Annotated in this window: 12 protein-coding genes and 2 pseudogenes; 7 read left to right on the top strand and 7 right to left on the bottom strand. The window is 69.3% G+C overall.

Annotated elements, in window-relative coordinates:
- Nucleotides 1–4: 4 nt before the first annotated feature.
- Complete coding sequence (locus ACWD5Q_RS17795) at nt 5–919, bottom strand: glycosyltransferase family 2 protein (protein ID WP_451427939.1); 915 nt, start codon at nt 917–919, stop codon at nt 5–7.
- 664 nt (nt 920–1,583) lie between these two features.
- On the opposite strand from ACWD5Q_RS17795, the gene ACWD5Q_RS17790 reads away from it, so the two are divergent.
- Complete coding sequence (locus ACWD5Q_RS17790) at nt 1,584–2,420, top strand: TrmH family RNA methyltransferase (RefSeq protein ID WP_451427938.1); 837 nt, start codon at nt 1,584–1,586, stop codon at nt 2,418–2,420.
- 536 nt (nt 2,421–2,956) lie between these two features.
- Nucleotides 2,957–4,567, top strand: a complete 1,611-nt coding sequence (locus tag ACWD5Q_RS17785; RefSeq protein WP_451427937.1) for a hypothetical protein — start codon at nt 2,957–2,959, stop codon at nt 4,565–4,567.
- A 29-nt stretch (nt 4,568–4,596) separates the two neighbouring features.
- Here ACWD5Q_RS17785 and ACWD5Q_RS17780 read toward each other — a convergent pair whose 3' ends face one another.
- On the bottom strand, nt 4,597–7,059 hold the full coding sequence (locus tag ACWD5Q_RS17780; protein WP_451427936.1) for an NB-ARC domain-containing protein: 2,463 nt from the start codon (nt 7,057–7,059) through the stop codon (nt 4,597–4,599).
- Between the two features lie 125 nt (nt 7,060–7,184).
- Between ACWD5Q_RS17780 and ACWD5Q_RS17775 the strand changes: the two genes are divergently transcribed.
- Nucleotides 7,185–7,544 (top strand): type II toxin-antitoxin system VapC family toxin, encoded by a 360-nt coding sequence (locus ACWD5Q_RS17775; RefSeq protein WP_451427935.1) that lies wholly within the window; start codon nt 7,185–7,187, stop codon nt 7,542–7,544.
- 357 nt (nt 7,545–7,901) lie between these two features.
- Here the strand turns inward: ACWD5Q_RS17775 and ACWD5Q_RS17770 are convergent.
- Nucleotides 7,902–8,231: pseudogene (locus tag ACWD5Q_RS17770) on the bottom strand (YdeI/OmpD-associated family protein); the annotation flags it as partial.
- Between the two features lie 152 nt (nt 8,232–8,383).
- Here ACWD5Q_RS17770 and ACWD5Q_RS17765 point away from each other — a divergent pair.
- Nucleotides 8,384–8,638, top strand: a complete 255-nt coding sequence (locus tag ACWD5Q_RS17765) for a type II toxin-antitoxin system VapB family antitoxin (RefSeq protein ID WP_451428008.1) — start codon at nt 8,384–8,386, stop codon at nt 8,636–8,638.
- Entirely contained in the window at nt 8,638–9,057 is a 420-nt protein-coding gene (locus ACWD5Q_RS17760; protein WP_451427934.1) for a PIN domain-containing protein, read from the top strand. The genes ACWD5Q_RS17765 and ACWD5Q_RS17760 overlap by 1 nt, the downstream gene beginning before the upstream one ends.
- 205 nt (nt 9,058–9,262) lie before the next feature.
- On the opposite strand, the gene ACWD5Q_RS17755 is transcribed toward ACWD5Q_RS17760, so the two are convergent.
- From ACWD5Q_RS17755 to ACWD5Q_RS17745, 3 genes are all read right to left on the bottom strand, one after another.
- A complete protein-coding gene (locus ACWD5Q_RS17755; protein WP_451427933.1) occupies nt 9,263–9,772 on the bottom strand; it encodes a hypothetical protein in 510 nt (169 codons plus the stop codon).
- A 404-nt stretch (nt 9,773–10,176) separates the two neighbouring features.
- Nucleotides 10,177–10,566, bottom strand: a complete 390-nt coding sequence (locus ACWD5Q_RS17750) for a hypothetical protein (protein WP_451427932.1) — start codon at nt 10,564–10,566, stop codon at nt 10,177–10,179.
- Nucleotides 10,559–15,457 carry an RICIN domain-containing protein gene (locus ACWD5Q_RS17745; protein ID WP_451427931.1) on the bottom strand — a complete coding sequence of 1,633 codons (4,899 nt, stop codon included), beginning with the start codon at nt 15,455–15,457 and terminating at the stop codon, nt 10,559–10,561. Before ACWD5Q_RS17745 ends, ACWD5Q_RS17750 begins: the two co-directional genes overlap by 8 nt.
- Nucleotides 15,458–16,629: 1,172 nt before the next feature.
- Between ACWD5Q_RS17745 and ACWD5Q_RS17740 the strand changes: the two are divergent.
- Together ACWD5Q_RS17740 and ACWD5Q_RS17735 are read left to right on the top strand one after the other, a co-directional pair.
- A pseudogene (locus ACWD5Q_RS17740) lies at nt 16,630–19,063 on the top strand (RHS repeat-associated core domain-containing protein); the annotation flags it as partial.
- Nucleotide 19,064: 1 nt separating this feature from the next.
- Complete coding sequence (locus ACWD5Q_RS17735; protein ID WP_451427930.1) at nt 19,065–19,370, top strand: hypothetical protein; 306 nt, start codon at nt 19,065–19,067, stop codon at nt 19,368–19,370.
- 53 nt (nt 19,371–19,423) lie between these two features.
- On the opposite strand, the gene ACWD5Q_RS17730 is transcribed toward ACWD5Q_RS17735, so the two are convergent.
- Nucleotides 19,424–19,558 (bottom strand): hypothetical protein, encoded by a 135-nt coding sequence (locus tag ACWD5Q_RS17730; protein ID WP_451427929.1) that lies wholly within the window; start codon nt 19,556–19,558, stop codon nt 19,424–19,426.
- Between the last annotated feature and the right edge of the window lie 250 nt (nt 19,559–19,808).

Below are 19,808 nucleotides of genomic sequence, written 5' to 3'. Positions count from 1 at the left end.
GGCACTAGAGAACAGGCGGTCGGCCGAGCCTCGTCAATCGCCACACCGTGCGCCAGCGCATGGGCCGCCGCTCGCCGCCCGAGGTCCGCAGGCCCTCCACGAACCCGCCGAACCAGGCCCTCAGCCCGTCGGCCGATCGTGTCCGCAGGAGGGTGACGGCGATCCAGACCCCCAGATGCACGGGGATCAGCGGCAGGGGCAGCCGCCGTCGTACGAGCCACACGCGGTTCCGCGCGGTGACCCGGTAGTAGATGGCGTGCCGGGCGGGCGAGGTCTTCGGGTGCTGAAGGAGCAGTTCGGGCACGTAGAGGATGGTCCAGCCGGCGTCGGCGGCCCGCCAGGCGAGGTCCGTCTCCTCGTGCGCGAAGAAGAACTCGGCAGGCCAGTCGCCGGTGTCGGCGAGCATCGCCATGGACAGCGCGTGCCCGCCGCCGAGGAAACCGGTCACCGGTCCGCCGCGCATCGGATCGGCCGCCCCGACCCGCGGCACGTGCCGCCGCTGGGTCTCGCCGTACTCGTCGGCGATACGGAACCCGACGATGCCGAGACCGGGGTCGGCCGCGTAGAGATCCCGGACGCGTCGGAGTACGTCGGCTTCCACGAGCAGCCCGTCGTCGTCCAGTTCGACCACGACGTCGACGTCCCCGAACTCCCGCAGCCGGGCAAGGGCAACGTTTCGCCCACCGGGGCAGCCGAGGTTCTCGTCGGCCTCGACACAGGTGACCTCACCGGGAAGACCGAGGCGCTCGGCGAACTCGGGCAGAGGACAGCCGTTGCCGACGACGACGATGCGGGACGGGGCGAGGTTCTGCTTGGCGACGGAGGTGAGGAGGGCGTCCACCTCGGCGGGACGGTTGCCCATCGTGACGACTGCTACGGCGATACGGGGCCCCGGCTCCTGCTGCGACACGACACCCACCCCATCCCGGCCTACAACTGTCCACGCGATGCTAACTGTTAACCAAGAGGACGCTCGGTGTCCTCCGGTTCTCCTCGCATCGGATGATTTTCCGACAGCCCGGCCGGATTTCCCACCGCATGAGCAGGGCCGGCCTCACCGCCCACCCGCCGATGTACCGCCACGGAACGCGACCGCCGTCGCGACGCCACTCCGCCACCACGACTCCGGCACGGGCCCCCGCGCAGGGAGCACACAAACACGCCGACCGAACCGCCCGCACCCACCACGCGGCCGACCACATCACCGACCACATCACCGACCACACCGAGCGAGAATTCCCACCGATTGCTAATTACTGATTTCTGATTGCACTAATCCGGCTCGAAAGCCATTGAATTCCCACTCGCCCGCCCATCCCCACTCGGCCCCCTTTCCTCATACCCGTCCCCATCTCCACCCCCGTCCCACCGCTATCCCCCGCCTTGCCGACCGCCCGCCATCGCCGTCCTCCCACCCCCACCCCCGGCCAACCGGCGGCGCCCGTAGAGCGCTTGGCGGCCGCGAAGCGGTGGCCCAACGGGTCGGGTACCCTGGCCACAACCGCGCGCAGCGCACGAGAGAAACAGCAAGAGAAAGGGGACGGAGGATCGGAGCCCGAAAGGCACCGTGATTCCCACCGCCGATGCCGTCCATCCCGCAGGCTGGTTCACCCAAGGAAATTTCCAGCCCCAGCAATCCTCACGTGAAGGAACTCGCCGCCCTCCGCCGCCGGCGGAACAGGCAGAATTCCGGAGTGACCCTCGTCGAGGGTTATGAGGAGCTGGATCTCGCCCTGCGGGCCGGGGTTCGTCCCCGCGAGCTGTATTTCTGCCCCGCGCTGACCGGCGGTTCGGACCCGAGGAACGTCCTGGCGCGCGCCGCCGAACGCGGAGCCGCCCTGTTCAGCCTGAGCCGGCAGGCCTTCGACAAGGCCGCCTACCGCGAGGGCCCGGACGGCTGGCTCGCCGTCGTACCGGACATCGAGACCGACCTTTCCCGGATCAAGGTCGACGACACCTCGCTCTTCCTCGTGTGCGAAAGCGTCGAGAAGCCCGGCAACCTGGGCTCGATGCTGCGCACCGCGGACGCGGCCGGAGTGACCGCCGTCATCTCGGCCAACCCGGTGACCGACTGGGGGAACCCCAACGTGATCCGGGCCAGCAAGGGCACCGTGTTCGCCGTCCCGATCGCCTCGGCCGACTCCGAGGAGGTCATGCGCTGGCTGGCCGAGCACTCGGTGAAGGCCGTCGCCGCGACCCCCGACACGGATGTCCTGATGGCGGACGTCGACATGTCCGGCCCCACGGCGATCCTGGTCGGCAGTGAGAAGTACGGACTGTCGGACCAGTGGCTCGCGGGCAGCCATACCAAGGCGAAGATCCCCATGTTCGGCCAGGTCGACTCCCTCAATGTCGCGGTGTCGGCCGCGCTCTTCACCTATGAGGCCGTGCGGCAGCGCATGGCAGCGGGACGGCGCTGAGGACCGCCGCCCCGGCTCGGCGACGAGACGTCGGGCGGCGGGCGGCGGCATCGACCGTGACCGGGAAGCCCGCCAACGCGGCAATCGCGCGGCCCGCGCCCGCCACTGTTCGGCGCTCGAGCGGTGTGCGGCCCGGCCCACCTCACCATCGGTGCCTCGCCTCGCTGTTCGTGCGAGTGCGCGTGCGGTGCTGCCGTGACCGGTACTTACGTCGCGGTCGGCGTGATTCGTTACCGTGTACGAGTTGCGCGTCCGTCCACCCGCCACGAAACCGCCCGAGAGATTGCCAACCGGCTTGAAATGGGATAGCCGCACCATCGCCGCGAGCCGCGAGCCGCGAGCCGCGAGCCGCGAGCCGCGAGCCGCGAGCCGCGAGCCGCGAGCCGCGAGCCGCGAGCCGCGAGCCGCGAGCCGACTGGGAGCGTGGGGCGGTCGGCTTGTTCGGTAGCCAGCCGCTTCGTGTACCCGTAGGCCACGACGCCCACCGTTGGAGCACCTTCCACGGGGAGCGCACCCTTGTCGTCGCCGCTCGCACGGTGACCTCGACCGTGCGGGTCCTCGAGACCCTGCCGGCGCTCCTGCGCGATGACACTCGCGTGACCGTCGTCTTCGCCTACGACCCCACATCGGCGTTCAACGACGGCGTCCTCGACCTTCTCCACGCCGCCGGATGCCGGGTCGCCCCCTGGGAACAGCTGGGGCGCATCGCACCCGACCTCATCCTCTCCGCCAGCGAGAACATCGACGTGCCGGAGGGCGACTGCCCGGTGCTGGTGCTGCCGCACGGGGTCGGCTTCCAGAAGCTCGTGCCGGATTCGCGGAGTCCGCACGACAGGCTCTCCGGGGTCGTACCGGACTCCCTGCTGGAGTCGGGACGCGCCTGGCTGGCGATCTCGCATCCGGCGCAGGAGGAGCAGTTGCTCGCCACCCACCCGAAGGCGGCCGGGCGCACCCTGCTGGTCGGCGATCCGTGCCTGGACGAGTTGGTCGGCAGCCGGTCGCACAGGAAGGCGTACCGAGAGGCGCTGGGCGTCGCGGAACATCAGCGTCTGATCGTGGTCAGTTCGACCTGGGGGCCCACCTCGCTGCTGGGGAGGCACCCGGACCTTCTCCCACGCCTCCTCGCACAGCTCTTCTGCGACGATCACCGGGTCGGCGCGATCATCCATCCCAATGTGTGGTCGGCCCACGGGGCGTGGCAGATCCGCACCTTGCAGGCCGCCGCCCTGGACGCGGGTCTGCTGCTGATACCGGCTGTCCACGCCTGGCGGCCCGCCCTCGTCGCCGCGGACGTCCTGGTGGGCGATCACGGCTCGGTGACGCTGTACGGAGCGTCGGCGGGCATACCGCTGCTGCTGGCCGCGTTCGGCGATGACGCGGTGCCCGGGACGGCCGCCCACGAACTGGCGGCCGTTGCTCCCCGGCTCGATCCACGCGGGAACCTGCTCCGGCAGGTGGAGGATGCCGTACGCGAGCACACGCCCGAGCGGTACGCGGCGATCGCCGCGCAGGCCTTCGCCGAACCGGGGCACGCCCTGGCCCGGCTCCGCACCGCCCTCTACCGCCTGCTGAAACTCCCGGAGCCGTCCTCTCCACCGCCCGCTCCCCTGGTACTGCCCGTCCCGGATCCGCCCGCCGCGCCGGTCACCTCGTGGCAGGTGACCACCGGCGTCACCGGGGGCAGCGCCGCGCCGACCGTCACCGTGCACCGCATTCCGGCGGCCGTCGCCGCGTCCGGCAGGAACCGTCCGGAGTCCGCCACCTGCTTCAGGCATCTGGCCTGCGCGGACGACGAGCGCGACCGTCGGCTGACCGAGAGCGCCTCGGTACTGGTCCGGCGGCACCCCGCGGCCACCTCTGTCGAAGCGCTGCGCTGGATCGAGGGCACCCTCGCCCAGTTGCCCGGAAGCCTGCTCGCGGCGTCGGCGGTGCGCGGGGGCGGCTGTCTGGTCGGGCTCAGGGACGGCCGGGTCGTGGAGGCGGCGGTCACCGGCCCGGCACCGGATCCGGGCCTGCCGGCCGCGGTCGTCTACGCCTGCCTGCGCGCGGGACTTCCGCTGGACGCCGCCCACGTGACGCTGCGCATCGGTGACCGGCGGGACGAGGACGTCGTCCTGCGCCTTCGTCCCGCTCTGCCGACCGGATAGCCGTCACCCGCCCTCGCCGGAAGCCGGGCTCAGCCGTCGAGATCGTTCAACCGCCGCCGCACTTCCTGCGTGAGGCGGTGGTTGCCGAGCGCCTCGTAGATGCCGGCGGCCCGGCTCAGACACTCGCGCACGAGTTCCTCATGGCCGCCCGCCGGCTCCGCGACGTCAGCGAGCTGCACCAGGGCCTGCGCCTCGTACTGCGTCCCGTCGGCCACCTCGGCCAGCTCCCGGACCGCCTCCCGCAGGTCGCGGATCGCCTGCCCGGTATCGCCGAGATGACCGTGTACGACGCCGAGGGCGGCCTTCACCCGGGCCGCCATCCGCCGGTCGGGCTCCACACGGCTCTGAAGGTCCTGCCGCGCCCGGCGCAGCAGCACCATGGCCTCCGTGTGATCGCCCCGGGCGTCCAGCGCGCAGCCGAGGAAGAAGGTGGCAAGGGCCGCCCCGCGGGTCTCCCCGGCCCGCTCGTTGAGTTCGAGGGAGCGCCGATACGCCCCGGCCGCTTCGGACGGGTCGACGACGTCCAGGTACCGACCGAGGAATTCCTGAACGGAGGCCCGCAGGGCGAGGCGGTCGGTCGCTTCGGCCAGGGCGACGGCCCGCTCCAGTTGCTCTCCCGCACGGTCGTTCTCACCGAGGTCCAGCAACGGGCGCGACAGCAGGCTGCGCAGCCGGGCCCCGCCCGCCGTGGCCTCCTCGATCTCTCCTGCTGGTTCCGCCATGGCCGCCGCTGCCTCAGCCGCCTCGATGCCCAGTTCCAGTGCTTCCGTCCACGCCCTGAGATAGCGGTGGTACAGGAACAGCACCGAGAACGCCTCGGCCAGTCGCCAGGCCAGGGTGTACAGCTCGTGCCGGACGGCCGTACGCAGTACCGCGAGAACGGCGGAGCGCTCGGTGTCCAGCCACTCCAGCGGCGGCGGCCCGTCGACCGCGGCAAAGGGGTCCCCGGCATCCCGCAGCAGGCCCGACAGGTCGGCGACCCGCAGCCGCTCCTTCCTGAGCGCCCGGTCGGCGAACGCGGTCAGCACGAGGTAGTGCGTACCCACCCGCTCCGTCAGTGCCGCCTGCTCGGCCTCCGGCTCCTCCTCGGCGGCGCGCTCCCGGGCATGCAGACGGACCAGATCGTGCATGCGGTACCGGCCGTCCCCCATGGTCTCCACCAGGCTGGCCTTCGCCAGGACGCGCAGCAGGCGCTTCACGCTCCCCGTGTCGGTGCCGGCGGCGACCGCGGCCACACCGGCGTCGAAGACGCCGAACGGCAGCCATCCGAGCAGCCGATAGAGCCGAGCGGCGTCGGGCGGCAGCAGCCGGTAGGACGGACCCAGAACAGCGGACACCGAGGACTCCTCCCCGTCCAGTGCCATTCCGGCCAGCCGGCCGGCCTCGTCATCGAGTTCGGCGGCCAGCTCCGCCATGCTCAGGCTGTCGCCGGTGACCAGCCGCGCCGCCACGACCTGCAGGGCCACCGGCAGACCGCCGCACAGCTCCACCAGGCGTTCCGCGGCCTCCCGTTCGGCCTCGACCGCCTCCGCACCGCACCGGTCCGTCAGCAGTTCCAGCCCGCCGTGCGCGTCCAGTGGCTTGACGGAGACCAACCGGGCACCGCCCTGGACAGCCAGTTCTCCGATCCTGCCCTGACTCGTGGCCAGTACGGCGCTGCCCGGCCCCTTGGGAATCAGCGCCCGCACCTGTGCGGCCTGGTTGACGTCGTCGAGGACGAGGAGGATGCGCAGGTCGGCCGTGCGCGAGCGGAACAGATTGGTCCGGTCGAGGAGCGAGTCCGGAATGCCGAGGTCGCCCCCGGGCAGGGCCCTCAGGCACATGGCCAGGGCCTCGGAGACGTCCCCGCCGGGGCCGGTCAGCGGGGTGACCTCGTCACGCAGGGCCGCGAAATCCACGTAGAGCTGCCCGTCCGGGAATCGCTCCTTGACCCTTTCGGCGCACCGCCAGGCCATGGTCGTCTTGCCGACTCCGGGAAGTCCGACCAGCACATCGACACACACAGATCCGAAGCCGCCCGCTCGCATGCCGAGCCTCGCGTCCAGGTCCGCGAGTTCGGCCGTCCTGTTACTGAACGGCACGGTCACAGCGGGCACTTGATCGGGCCTGACGGGACGGCCCGCCGCGGGCTTGGGTGCCGACGGAACGTGGAAATGGATGTCACCGTGGATGGGCGAGCCCTGGAAGACCGGTCCGTGGTTCACCCCGCCGCTGACCAGGTTGACGAACGTGCCTGACGCGTCCGGCGCCAGCTCGGACAACAGCCGCGCCAGTTCCTCGGCTGCGCCCGGATCCTCCTGGAACATGCCTGCCAGTCGCTGCCGCAGGCGGGCTTGGACAGCCGCCCGGGCCCCGACGTCACCCGCCGCCCATGCTCTGTTCAACTCCTCGCGCGTCGCTTGCAGTTCCCCCTCGGCCGCCTCGTCCGAAGCGCGTCGCCCGAAGAACCGGGCCAGTCCGCTCTTCGCCCGCTCGAACGCCTCGGAAACCATCAGCCCGACCAACGCCGTTGCCCCCGATGCGGCAAGTGCCCCCAACTCAGCTTCCACGCAGTCCCTTTCGCCCTGTTCAGCCCCTCAAGGCAGTCGGACACCCACCGTAGAGAGATCCTGAACGCTTGGACAGCCCGGCCCGCTGCGCCCTCCATGGCGGCCGCCCCGTTCCGGGAAAGCGCGCTCCTTCCGCGACCGGCTGCCACCGCCTCGCGGTGGCGCCGCCGAAGACACTGCCGCATCCGCGGGAGGTACGGTGGCGCCGCAGGCGGCCCGACTACCAGGCCCTCGCTCTCGACCTGCACCCCACGCTGGTCCTGTGGCAGCGCGTGCGCGAGCTGTCGAACAACCTCCCCGCCCACGACGCGCATTACGTGGCCCTCGCCGAGAGCCTCGGCGTTCCGCTGATCACCAGCGACGCCAGGATCGAGCGCAGCGGGGCAGCGCGCTGCACGATCGAGACGTTCGAGGCACCCGGCACCTGACCCCAGCGGCACCCGCGCGCGGCTCCACAACCCGTGCACGGTCTGTGGGGTTCCATAGTTGTCGCCGCACCGGGTCTGGCCGTGGCGTCCGCCGCGCCTCGATCAGATTCGGGCGCTCCCCTTGCCGTGAGCCGGAGCGGAGCCGATCCGTCCGAGGGGTCAGGCCAATGGGTAGCCCTGGGCGAGCAGGGCTTTGCGGACGCGGGGAGCTTTTCAGGGTCTTCGATCTTGAGCGGTGCGCCTGCTCAGGGTCTCTGACGTTTCGTTACCCTCAGTGAGGGCACTTGGTGGCTGCTGCCGGGGCCGCGGGCGCGCCGGGACCCTGGAGCACTACACGGCTGCGGTCCCTCTCCGTGACTACGGGTACAGCTTCTCGCCCTTCGCCGGCATCGCTACGTACTTCTCCATCCGGCGCGCCCGGGCCTCGGGCTTCTTGGCGTCTTGGACCCTGTACAGGATCGCGTAGCGGTTCTGCCGGTCCAGTGTCTCGAAGAACTCCGCCGCGGCCGGGTCGGCGGTCAGGGCCGCCGTGAGGTCGTCCGGCACCGTGGCGGTCTTCGCGCCGTCGTAGGCCGCCTCCCAGCGGCCGTCTGCCTTGGCGCGGTCGACCTCGGCCTGCCCCGGGGGATGCATCCGGCCCTGCTCGATCAGGGCGGCCACCTTGTTCCGGTTGACCTTGGACCACTGTCCGCCTCCCACAAGGGGCAACGGCACGACACTTCGCAACCGGGTGCCGAAGTCTCCTTCCACAACGACAGCCCCAACCAAAAACGATATCTATTGCCATCGACCAATGTTATCGTTTTCATGGCATGAGCACTCGCGAAGGGACCATCCGTATGGCCAGAACCGTCATCGACCTCGACGAAGACATGGTCACCGAGGCCATGCGCATCTTCGGCACCAAGACCAAGGCCAAAGCTGTCCGCCTTGCCATGGAGGATGCCGTCAAGAGGCACCTTCGACAAGAGGGCTTCGACGCCATCGAGGCCGGCGAGCTCGACTTCAGCGAGATCGTGGAGAACACCGGCCCCCGTAACGCCGACGGCTCCCTCAAGCACACCGGCGACTGTGGCGGAGGCCGGGCTGCCTGATGCAGGACCGCTACCTGATCGACAAGTCCGCCCTGGCACGCTGGGCGAAACCGAACGTCAAGGAGGTACTCAAGCCCCTGCACGAGCGCTACCTCCTCGCCGTGTGCCAACCCACCGAGTACGAGATGATCCATTCCGCACGGGACAGCTCGGAGGCCACCCGGATCAGCACCTGGCTCCACGCCTTCGACTACGTCGACGCCGACGACCGCACCTTCGCCCGCGCCCTGGAAGTCCAGCGCCACGCTCTCCACGCAGGCTTCCACCGTGCCCTGTCCCTTCCCGACCTGCTGATCGCCGCCACCGCAGAACTGCACCAGCGGACGGTCCTCCACTACGACGGCGACTTCGACATGATCGCCTCCCTCACCGGCCAACCCACCGAATGGGTCGTCCCGCCCAGCAGCGCCGACCGTTGATCAGGTCGAGCCTCCCAGCCGCTCTCGCGGGGCGGGTACATCCATTGCGGCAGCGCGGTGCCCGGACGGGTCAGGCTCCCGACGACGGCCTCGCCGGTGACGACTGTCTGCGCCTGTGGCGACGCCCTGGCGGGCCACCTCTCCGATGAACCGGTTCCGGCCGGGGCATACCTGCGCGACGAGGCCACCGGGCCGGAGGCCGCAGTCATCCGTTCCGCAGCGACATCAGCCATGCCAGGTCCGCCGCGGCCTGGCGGCGGACCGTCTGCTCACGGGTGAACAGCTCCTGGGTCTTCGTCAGCACCAGCGTGTACGGGCGCCCCTGCCGCCTGGACTGGTGGCGCACTGGCAGCTCAGCCGAGTCGATCCTGGTGTGCACATGCCGCCGCCCCTCCTTCGCCAGCGGCCATTCGAGGACCCGCCGCGACCGGGCGCCGAGGAACGCACCCAGGACGCTGCACCGCTCACAGCCGCACCCGGCCCAGGCCACTGACCAGTCGTCAGCAGCGCGCGGCGGCCGCTCGCACACCGCGCGGAGCCGGTCCGCGCAGTGCCGCGAAGGCCCGCTCGCGCGGCCACACGACAACCGCGGCCGCCGGTACCACCGGTTCAGCGTGTTGCCGTAGTTGCCTATGTAGCCCTCGTACTGGGAGTCGTAGGGCGTCAGGTCCGTGCTCGCGGTACTCGCGCACACCTCGTAGTCGTGAACCCGCAACGAGATCTCTTCGCCTTGTCGCCCGTACCCAGCACGTCCACCAGCTCGCGGGCATCGGCCATCCGCAGCCGCCCGCTGAGAGCTGAAGACCGGCCCAAGGGGCCGACTGCCGACGGATCGCCCGAGCCGCTCACTTGGTGGCGCGGCCGGACAGGGGCCTGCACGACGGTGCCGGCCGACCCGGTCGGCGGGACTCGCCCGTATCGCACTCGCCCCGCCCGCCGGCTCTCTGGCGCGCGTCAGTATGCGAGCCGCGGCAAGCGGGGTGACGTCCTGTCCACCGGTGCGGGCCGCGACGGTCCGTGCTGCGCCTCGGTCACTGATGACCGGGGGGTCCGTCGGATACCGGGAGCGGCCAGACAGCATCGGGAGGCCCCTTCGCGAAGGGGCCTCCCGACCAGTTCTCAGCGCGTTCCTCTCATGGGGCCGAACCACGATGGATCGTCCATCGCACCCTCGTCCTCATGCCACTGCGGAGGCGCCGAAACGACGAAGCTCCTCAGTCCACCACCCAGCACGAACAGACGCCCGGGCTTGACTTCCACCCCGTAGTCGAGGCTGACCTTCCCGCATTCCTCGTCGTCGGCCCGGCGGATGACCAAGCCGTCGTAGCCGGGACGGAGAAGCATGAGATCGACATTGCCGAAGTGGATGTCGATCCGGGTGTCCGGCGGCCTGTCCCGGCTACTGCGGAGGAGTAGCCGGCGATGACCGACGGCGTACTGCCAGACCTTGAAGTACCTGTCCGATCGGAACATCTCGGAACCAGTGAACTCCGGTGTCACCTCACCCATTCAGCGCGTCCCAGTTCGGTTCGGGAATTTCCACTACTTTGCCCTCTTTGCCGTAGAACGTGATATTACGCCATTCGAAGTTCCCCAGCTGTATCTGGAGACCGATCTGACCCATTTCCCACTGAGTGGCCGCCCAGTCGCCCGAGCGCCAGGCCTTATAGGCGAGCGCATATTGCTCAGCCGGTGAATCTCCGTCGAAACCCTTCAGGCTGACTGCGACCTTGCCGTTGTTGCGCAGGACATTGGACACCTCGGTCATCCACAGGGCGATCGGCTTCCCGTTGGACCTGCCGACCACTTCCCTGAAGGCGTCGCCGTTGAAGGTGTAGCCCCCCTGGATTTCCTTGGCCAGTGCTTCCGAGTGCTCGCCGATTCCGAGCACCATGGTCCCGGTCGGGCACCCATTTGTGTTGTGCACCAGAACCGGTGTCGTTCCGGCCAACACATAGTAGGTGTGGAGGCTGTCGACAGTGAGGTTGTAGGCGGAGTGAAGCAGGTGGAAGCGGTGGACGCGGAGCACGGTGACGGTCGCACCACTGCTGGCACGCAGCGTTTGCCCGGGCCGGAGGTCGCCTCCGTCCATCCAGCGTTGGGCGCTGGGTGACCAGAAGGGGTGGTGCTGCGTGGCGGTGATCCGCGCATGCCCGACGTCGATCGTGATGTCGGCGAAGTCGGTGTCGTCCGCTGTGTAGATGGTGCGGGAGACGGTGTGGGTTTCGGTGCGACCGCTTTCAGGATCAGTGGCGAGAACCGCATCGCCGATCCTGACGTCCTTGATCTTCTTGGTCGTGCCGTCGGTCATCAGCACGCGCGTGGTGCCGGGGAAGCTGTTGGCAGTGCACCACTTCCGCGCCTTGCCGAGAGCCTCGAGCGCCTTGGCACCGATCCCGGCGATGGCTTCGTCGGACAGAGGGAGCGCGCGAAGGGCTTTCCACGCGTCGGTGAAGCCGATGCCGGTCTTGGCAGCTGCGTCGAGGGACTTGACGGCACGCGCGATCGGGTCGAGCAGGCCTTCGACCGGGACATACGTGGCGAGGCTCCATGCGCAGGCCGTCTTGCTGCCGTGCCAGCAGTCCATCAGGTCTTCGGCGAAGAAGGAGAACAGCAGCGATCCGGCCACATCGCCGAACAGGTTCTGCCATCCGGCGCGAACGATGTCCTTGCCGGAGAACTTGTGCGTCCAGCCGTCGATCTTGATGTTCTTCAGCGTCGCCCGCTCGAGGAACTCCCACGCCTGCTTCGGGCACCCGCCGGCCGTGGCCTGGGCCTGGTCGTCGCTGCACAGGTAGAAGTCGGCCTCGTAGGTGACGACCAGGTCGTACATCGCGTTGCAGCCCTGGAAGGCCGCCTCCGGCATCCCCGGGCAGGTGCCGATCTGCTTGGAGCTGACGATCTCGACGGTGGACTCGTCCGGAACGGCGAACACACCGGGAATGCCCGTACCGGACCCCTCGGAGCGTCCCTTGTCGGCCTCCGCCTTTTCCGCCCTGTCGGCGGCGTCCTGGGCCTCCTTGGCGTACTTGTCGGCGTCCTTGGCGGCTTGTTCGGCTTCGGTCGCAGCGGCGTCGGCGCGGTCGGCGGCGGCGCGGGCGTCCTTGGCGTCCTGTTCGGCCTGGGCGGCCGCGGAGCGGGCGGCTTCGGCGTCGAGTGCGGCTGCGTCGGCGGAGTCGCGGGCGTCCTTGGCGTAGCCCTCGGCGTTGCCGGCCGCCTTGTCGGCGGCCGCCGCGTCGTCGGCGGCCCGCCGGTCATATTCGATGGTGCGGGCCAGCGACGCCTGCGCCGCCGCAGCGGCCCTCGCGGCGTCGGCCGCGTAGCCCAGGGCCTCCTTCGAGTACGTACGGGCGTCGGCCGCGTACTTGGCGGCGTTCGCCGCGTGGGTGTACGCCTCCTTCGCATCACCCTTGGCCTGGTCGGCGAGGTTCTTCGCCGCATCGGCCTCGGCGGCCGCGTTCTCGGCGTGCGCCTCGGCGACGGCCTGCTGCTGCTCCGCGATCGTCTTCGACGACTGCCCCGTCAGCACCACCAGACCGGCGGCCGAGTCCTTGTCCACATACGGCGAGCCGAGCTCCACGGCGTCGTTGGCGGGAACGGCGACCTGCTGGGCCGCCTTGCCGGCGTCCACGGCGGCCTGCGCGGTGACGTGCGCGAACCCGGCGGCCTTCGCCGCGGCGGCCACCGCCTTGCCGGCCTCCTCGCCGGCGCCGTCGGCCTGGGACCTGGCGTCCTTGGCATGCTGCTCGGCCTCGTCGGCCAGCTGCACGGCCGTCTTCGCCTCGGACGCGGCATGCTGAGAGGCCGTGATGGCCTCCGCGGCAGCGCTGGTGGCCGTCTTGACGGCCGCATCCGCCCTCAGCTTGGCCGCCTGCGCGGCATCCGCGTCGGAACGGGCGCGCTTCGCGGCCGCCTCGGCACGCGTCGCCGCGGCGTCCGCCTCGGCCGCGGCCTGCGTGGCGGCGTCCGCCTCAGAGCGGGCCCTGCCCGCCGCGGCCTCGGCATTGTCGGCCGCCTTGTCCGCGTCGTTGGCCGCGGCGCGGGCTGCGTCGGCCGCACCACCGGAGTCGAGGGAGTCGGCGTAGGCCTGCTTGGCGTCGGCCTTGGCGCGGGCCGCGTCCGCCTTCTGTTCGGCGTCCCACGCGTCGTCGCGCATCTCCTTGGCGTGGTCCTTGGCCGCAACGGCGTCGTCGCGCTTGCTCTCGGCGGTCTTCTCGGCGGCCTCGGCCTTGTCCTTGGCGTCCTTCGCCTTCGCCGCCTCGGCCTGAGCGTTCTGCTTGTGCTGTGCCGCCTCGGCCTGCTTGGCGGCGGCGGTCTCCTTCTCCGCCTTGGCCGTCTTCTCCTCGGCCTCCGCCGCGAGCCGCTTGGCGTGCGCGTCAGCGGCGGCCGCCTTCGCGTCGCCCTCGGCCTTCACCGCTACCGCGAGCTTGGCCTCCGCGGTCTCCTTGTCCTTCTTGGCGTTGTCCCGGTGCAACTTGGCCGCGTCCGCCGCGGCTTTGGCCTGCGATTCCGCCGCCTCGGCGGCTTTCTTGCGGAACTCCGCCTGAGACTGCGCCGCCTGCGCCAGCGCGCGCTGCGCGATGGTCGCGCTGTCCCCGGCCGACGCACGCGTCGCGGCCTCCGCCGTCTCACCGGCCTTCTCCAGCGCCTGCAGCGCGGCAGCCGCACCCTTGGTCACCTGGTCCTTCTGTAGACCCACCAGCAGACCACGACCCCGCGGAGCACCATTGGTGTCGGCGATGCCGTAGGCGGTCTGGAGGGCGGTGTCCGACGCGGTCACGGCCTTCTGCGCCGTGTCCAACTGCGTCTTGAGCACAGCGAGCTGCTTCTTCGCCTCCGACTGCGCAGCGGTGATGGCCGCCTTGGCCCTGTCCACATCGGCCTGCGCCGGTGCACTGCCGGTGTGCGTCTTGGCGACGATCCGGAACTTCTGCGCGGCGGAGCCGTTGCACGTCGACAGCACCGCGTCCCTGCTGTTGTCGAACGTCGGGAGGTGCAGACACTTGCCGGACGCCGCGTTCACCAGCGGACTGGCGCTGCGCACGTCGAACTTCCACTGCTGGGCCTTGGCGCTGCCACAGTCGCGGATCTGGATCTTCGCGCCGTCGGCGTTGCTGCCGCTCAGCACCTCCAGGCACTTGCCCGAGTTCGGGTTTTGCAGGGTGTAGCCGCCGTCGTAGGAGGCCCACCGCTGCCACTTCTGGGCGGCCCCGCCGTTACAGGTGTAGACCTGCACCGGGGTGCCGTTGGTCTTGCCGCCGCCCTCAACATCGAGGCACTTGCCGGCAGCGCCCGGCACCTGGATCTCCAACTGGCCGTCGCCGATCCAGTTGAAGCCGCCCTCGGCGTAGTAGTCCAGCCAGCGGGTGGAGTAGTCCGCGATCCACGACTGCCCCAGCAGCTTGCCCAAGGCGAACGCACCGCCCTGCAGCGCCTTGTTGGCACTGCTGCCGGCAGCAAGGATCTGGTTGCGCTGCGTGGCCTGCGAGGTGATCTCCTGCTGCCACTCGGCGGACGCCTGCGCCACCTCCTTGCCGAGCACCCGGTCCGGGTCGATCGGATCGTGCCACGCACACGAGGCGAACCGGGTCTTCAGGTCCTCCACCGCGATGCGGAACTCCGGGGTGTCGGGCACCGGCGCGGTCCTGGGAAAGCCCCCGGAAGCGAGGAAGATACGGGCGTCGTCGGCGAACACCCGCGGAACGAATATCTCGTTCGGAACGATGTCCCCGGAGTTCTTCTTCCAGAGCTTCCAGGCCTCCTGCTCCTGGCTCGTCCCGCCGCTGGCGTACAGCGGATCACCGATCGCGAGAGCCGCCTTCTTCGCCTTCTCGTCCGCCTGCGGTGACGGGTCGTAGAACGGCGACAGCAGGTCGACCGATTTGAAGTACGACTGGTAGAGCCAGGGAAGCAGCCCCGTCTTGTCGAAGAAGTTCTCCTTCTCGGTGGCGCCGGGGTAGTTATCCAGGCCGCTGACGGCGTTGCTCCACGACTGACGGGTGTCCTCCGTCTTCTTCACCCAGGCGTCGGAGTCGTCGTTGTCCTTCTGCCATACCTGGGCGAACGCGCCGGTGCCGTAGGTGCGGTCAGCCTTCTGGTGCAGCTGGTCCGCCGGCAGCGACAGAGAGGTGCTGGCCAGGCCGTGCTGATTCGGCCCACCCCTGCGCAGGCCGTCGGCCATCAGGCATTGGTCGAAGCGCAGTTGCTCGGCGGCCTTGGCATCGAACCCGTCGTAGGAGTCGACGGCCGGGCTGGTACGCGGATCCTGGCCGATGGCCAAAGCCGGCTGCACCGCTACGGTGGCGAGAAGAGCCAGGGAGGCGAGCGGGACGACCGGAGTCGCCGAACTGGCCAGCCATCTCGGGCGTCTGCCCTGCTTCCGTACAGGTCTACGCAACACGCGTATCCCTCTCTTTAGGGGGTGGCTGCTGCAGGCGCACTCCCGGGAGGGACACGTCAGACCCGCGCATGAGGCCTCACGTAGTGTTGGGCGCTCCCCCCGTGGACACGCCGGACACTCCCGGGCAAGCGGACTGGTCAGGTCCCTCCAGGAGCGGACGCCACCATAGGCATGCCGGCGATTCCCACGACAAGGCTTCATGCCCAGGGTAGTTACGTCCGGTAGCCATCCCATCTTCGAGGGAATCGAGTGGAACCTGTGTGCAGCCTGTGAGAGATGCCTTGTCGGCCTCTTACCGAGTCACACCCTTGCGCACTCTCCGCGACAGTGAGACCAACATCACAGTCGAGGTGAAGCCTCTTCGAAGACCTCACCGAACCCGACGACGGGTCGGCGGCCCTGCACCTCCCCTCCTGCAACACCCGCCGACTTCATAGTGTGTGCGGGGTCAAGAGCCCGATCGACCAACTGGCTGCAGAAGAGGGCCTCTTGACACCTCCCGCCTGCCTGCCACACCACCCCGGGCGGCCTTCGCGCGGACGAAGCCCGGGACTTCCGCCCGGAGGTGACCGAGGAGCTCTGCCGTGCCCCCGGAGACGACGGTGCGGGACGACGGTGCGGTGCCGGACTGGCCGCCCTGTACGGCCCCGGGCGATGGACCAGGCCCTGTGCGACCGGCGCGAGGACCGGCACCGCGTCGACGCCCTGCTCTCGCTGATCGCCGACCCGGTCGAGGACTACGCCGACCGGCCGACCGGGCAGAAGCCATAAACCACCGGCCTGCCCCGTCCATGGCAACGACTCGGACGACGGGCGGCGCGAAGCCGTCCGGATCCGCTGAGGGTACGCGCACGTGAACCTGCTCCTGAAGACCCTGAGCGCCCAGGTGACGGACACTCCGCTGCCTGTCACCCCACGCCTCGCCCTCGACATCCGGAGGACGCCGCGCTGATGCCCGTCTGCCGTTCGTCGCCCGGCACGATGTGGGCCGCGCGTCTTGGATCCAGTGCGTCGAGAGCACCGAACCTGAAGAGCACCAGGTCAGAGCGTTTGATCGTCGACCTCGTCACAGAAACCAAACCTCTGACCTACGCATTACGATGCGCAGACCACGAGCGCCTGATTGGCCAGGACTCCAAGGTCAACGAATATAAAAGACCCCAGGTCAAAGGTACGCCCACGACGACCGGGGTCGTCCCGTATCCGTGACCAACGCCCTCGGCCAGACCTCCCGGATCCGCTGTGACGAGGCGGGGCTTCCGCTCTCCCTGACCGATGCCCTGGGCAACGTCACCCGCTACGAACGCGACGCCTTCGGCCGTATCACCGGTGTCATCGACCCGCTCGGCAACACCACGCGATTCGTCCGGGACGCCGAGGGCAGGACGACCACCCGCATCGGCCCCGACGGCGCACAGGAGTCCTGGGCTTACGACGGCGAGGGCAACTGCGTCACCTACACGGACGCCGTGGGCGGCGTCACCACATTCGAGTACGGCCACTTCGACGTGCTGCGCGCCCGCACCGCGCCCGACGGCGTCCGCCATGAGTTCACCCACGACGCGGCACTCCGCCTCACCCGCGTGACCGACCCGACAGGGCTCACCTGGGACTACGAGTACGACCCACTCGGCCGCCTCACCCGCGAAAGCGACTTCGACGGCCGCACCATCGCCTACACTCACGACGCCGCCGGGCAGCTCGTCACCCGTACGAACGCGCTGGGACAGGTTGTCCGCCTCGCCTACGACGTACTCGGCAACATCGTCGAGAAGAACGCAGACGGCCAGATCACCACCTACGCCTACGACCCGGTATGCAGGCTGGCCCGCGCCGCGAATGCCGAAGCGGTTCTGGAGTACACCCGCGACGAAACGGGACGGCTGGTCTCGGAGAGCCACAACGGCCGCACCCTGCGCTTCACCCACGACATCCTGGGCCGCAGGACAGGCCGCACAACCCCGTCGGGCGCGACGACCAACTGGGAGTACGACGCGGCCGGACACACCGCGCGCATGACCACCGCCGGCCGTGTCTTCCGCTTCACCCATGACGCGGCCGGCCATGAGATCACGCGCTCCTTCGGCGACGACTGCGAGATCACGCAGACCTGGGATGGCACGGGTCGACTCGCCACCCAGCGACTGACCGGGCCGGGCGCCCGAGTGCTGCAGCACCGCCAATTCTCCTACCGCCCCGACGGCCACCTCATCGGGATCGACGACCCGGTGCAGGGGCGCCGCCACCACTCGCTCGACGCGATAGGGCGCGTCACAGCCGTGACCGGTCGCGACTGGAGCGAGCGATACGCCTACGACGCCGCAGGAAACCAGTCGGAGGGCCAGTGGCCCGACCCTCTACCCGTGTCCGACAGCCGGGGGGGAACGTCAGTACACCGGCACCCGGATCACCGCCGCGGGCAACCTCCGGTACGAACACGACGGGCTCGGCCGGATGACTCTCCGGCAGCGCAAGCGGCTCTCCCGAGGCCCGGAAACGTGGCGATTCTCCTGGGACGCCGAGGACCGTCTCATCGAGGCGACCACACCAGATGGAGGAACCTGGCGCTACGCCTATGACCCACTCGGCCGCCGCATCGCCAAACGCCGACTCGCCGCCAACGGGCAGGTGACGGAGGAGATCTCCTTCACCTGGGACGGCGCCACTCTCGCCGAGCAGACGGCCACCCGTCCCGACACGCCGGCTGTCTCGATCGCCTGGGACTATGACGGCCTGACGCCCATTGCCCAGACAGAATACAAAGCGAATCCAGCGTCGAATCGCGCCGCCTCCCTCGCCGACACTCCGCAAGAAGAAATCGACCGGCGCTTCTTCGCCATTGTCACCGATCTCGTCGGTACCCCTACAGAACTCATCGACGAATCCGGTGAGATCGCCTGGCGGGCCCGCACGGCGCTCTGGGGCGCCACGGCCTGGCCTCGCGACTCCACCGCCTACACACCACTGCGGTTCCCCGGCCAGTACTTCGACTCGGAAACAGGGCTTCACTACAACTTCCACCGCTATTACGACCCCGGGACCGGCCGATACCTGAGCCCGGACCCGCTGGGCCTGAGTCCTGCGCCCAACCCGGTCGCATACGTGGACAACCCCTCCTCCCTGACCGACCCGCTCGGTCTGTCCCCCTACCGCGACCTGTACCACGGGACCACCAAGGCCGGCGCGGAAGCGATCATGAAGAACGGCGTCGACCCGAACTTCAGCAAACGGAACATGGACTTTGGCAAGGGCGGCTTCTACACGACGGAGAACCGAACCCAAGCGGAGGAATGGGCCCACAACATCGCCGGACGCACGCCCGGCGGCGAGCCGGCGGTCCTGCACTTCCGTGTCTCGCAGGACGACCTGGACAAGTTGAACAACAAGAAGTTCGACGGGCCGAGCAAGGAACTCGACGACTTCCTCCGCAACAGCCGCACGGGCGGCCCGATGCACAATTACGACAGCGTGGAGGGCCCGATGCTGCGGAATCTCAAGGGCTTCCTTCAGCAAGGCAAGCCGGCCAGGCTCACCGGTCACCAGATCGCCATCTACACTCCGGAGGCGGCAGCCATCTTCAACCGCGGACTACAGGGGGTCCTCTGACATGACGGCGTCCAGATATCTCATGCGGGCGGTGCCAGAGGCCGAGGAGTACCTCGACGAGATCGCCGACGACATGGTGAACAGGTTCGGCATCCCGCTGACCGAGGCAGTCGCCCGTGTCAACCAGCACTGGGACGGGAAGACCTTCGACTCCGAGGACGACCTGATCTTCCATGAGATGCCCGAATTCTGGGCGGATCTCCTCTACTACGGAGACGGGGTGCCGTACTGGGATCCTGAGGCCGACCGGTCGATGTGGCAGCCGACACCGCCCCCACCCACTGGGTCGTCCGCCTGGACGCTCTGATTCCCGCACCTGCGCCCGTCGGGGCACCATGGCTGTGGCAACGTCGCCGTGGGTCAGAGCCGATGGCGCGGTACGGTCGTCTCGGTGTTCTCGTCGCGCTGGTCGGCGTCATTGGTCTCGACGGACAGCGTCGGGTCGGCCTTGCCGGTGTGGCATTTTTCAGCGCCACCAAGAAAGTGTTTAGCCACCACTGTGGCCGGATCTGAAGGGGTGCCCTGACCGGGCTGCCTTCGTCGGGAGCCGGAAGTCGCTCCCCGTTGGCCTGTCCTGAAGTCCCTGTTACTTGATCACTACGGTTCGGGGAGGCACACATGGGGTGGATGAGACGCGAACCCGCACTCCGCAACGTCGCTTCCTAAGCGGCCTTTTGCAGCTCGGCGTTGATCTTCTCCTCGGGGTCGAGGCGGTGGATGTGGATGTCGTGTGTGACGCGGCTGG

It is taken from the genome of Streptomyces sp. NPDC002513 (genome assembly GCF_053595355.1).
This window is presented reverse-complemented; position numbering and strand designations above follow the sequence as displayed.

Excerpts from the sequence above, each read along its gene's own strand:
- ACWD5Q_RS17750 (WP_451427932.1), bottom strand. The coding sequence starts at position 10,566 with ATGGGTGAGGTGACACCGGAGTTCACTGGTTCCGAGATGTTCCGATCG.
- ACWD5Q_RS17765 (WP_451428008.1), top strand. The coding sequence starts at position 8,384 with ATGGCCAGAACCGTCATCGACCTCGACGAAGACATGGTCACCGAGGCC.
- ACWD5Q_RS17790 (WP_451427938.1), top strand. The coding sequence starts at position 1,584 with ATGCCGTCCATCCCGCAGGCTGGTTCACCCAAGGAAATTTCCAGCCCC.
- ACWD5Q_RS17760 (WP_451427934.1), top strand. The coding sequence starts at position 8,638 with ATGCAGGACCGCTACCTGATCGACAAGTCCGCCCTGGCACGCTGGGCG.
- ACWD5Q_RS17735 (WP_451427930.1), top strand. The coding sequence starts at position 19,065 with ATGACGGCGTCCAGATATCTCATGCGGGCGGTGCCAGAGGCCGAGGAG.
- ACWD5Q_RS17780 (WP_451427936.1), bottom strand. The coding sequence starts at position 7,059 with ATGGTTTCCGAGGCGTTCGAGCGGGCGAAGAGCGGACTGGCCCGGTTC.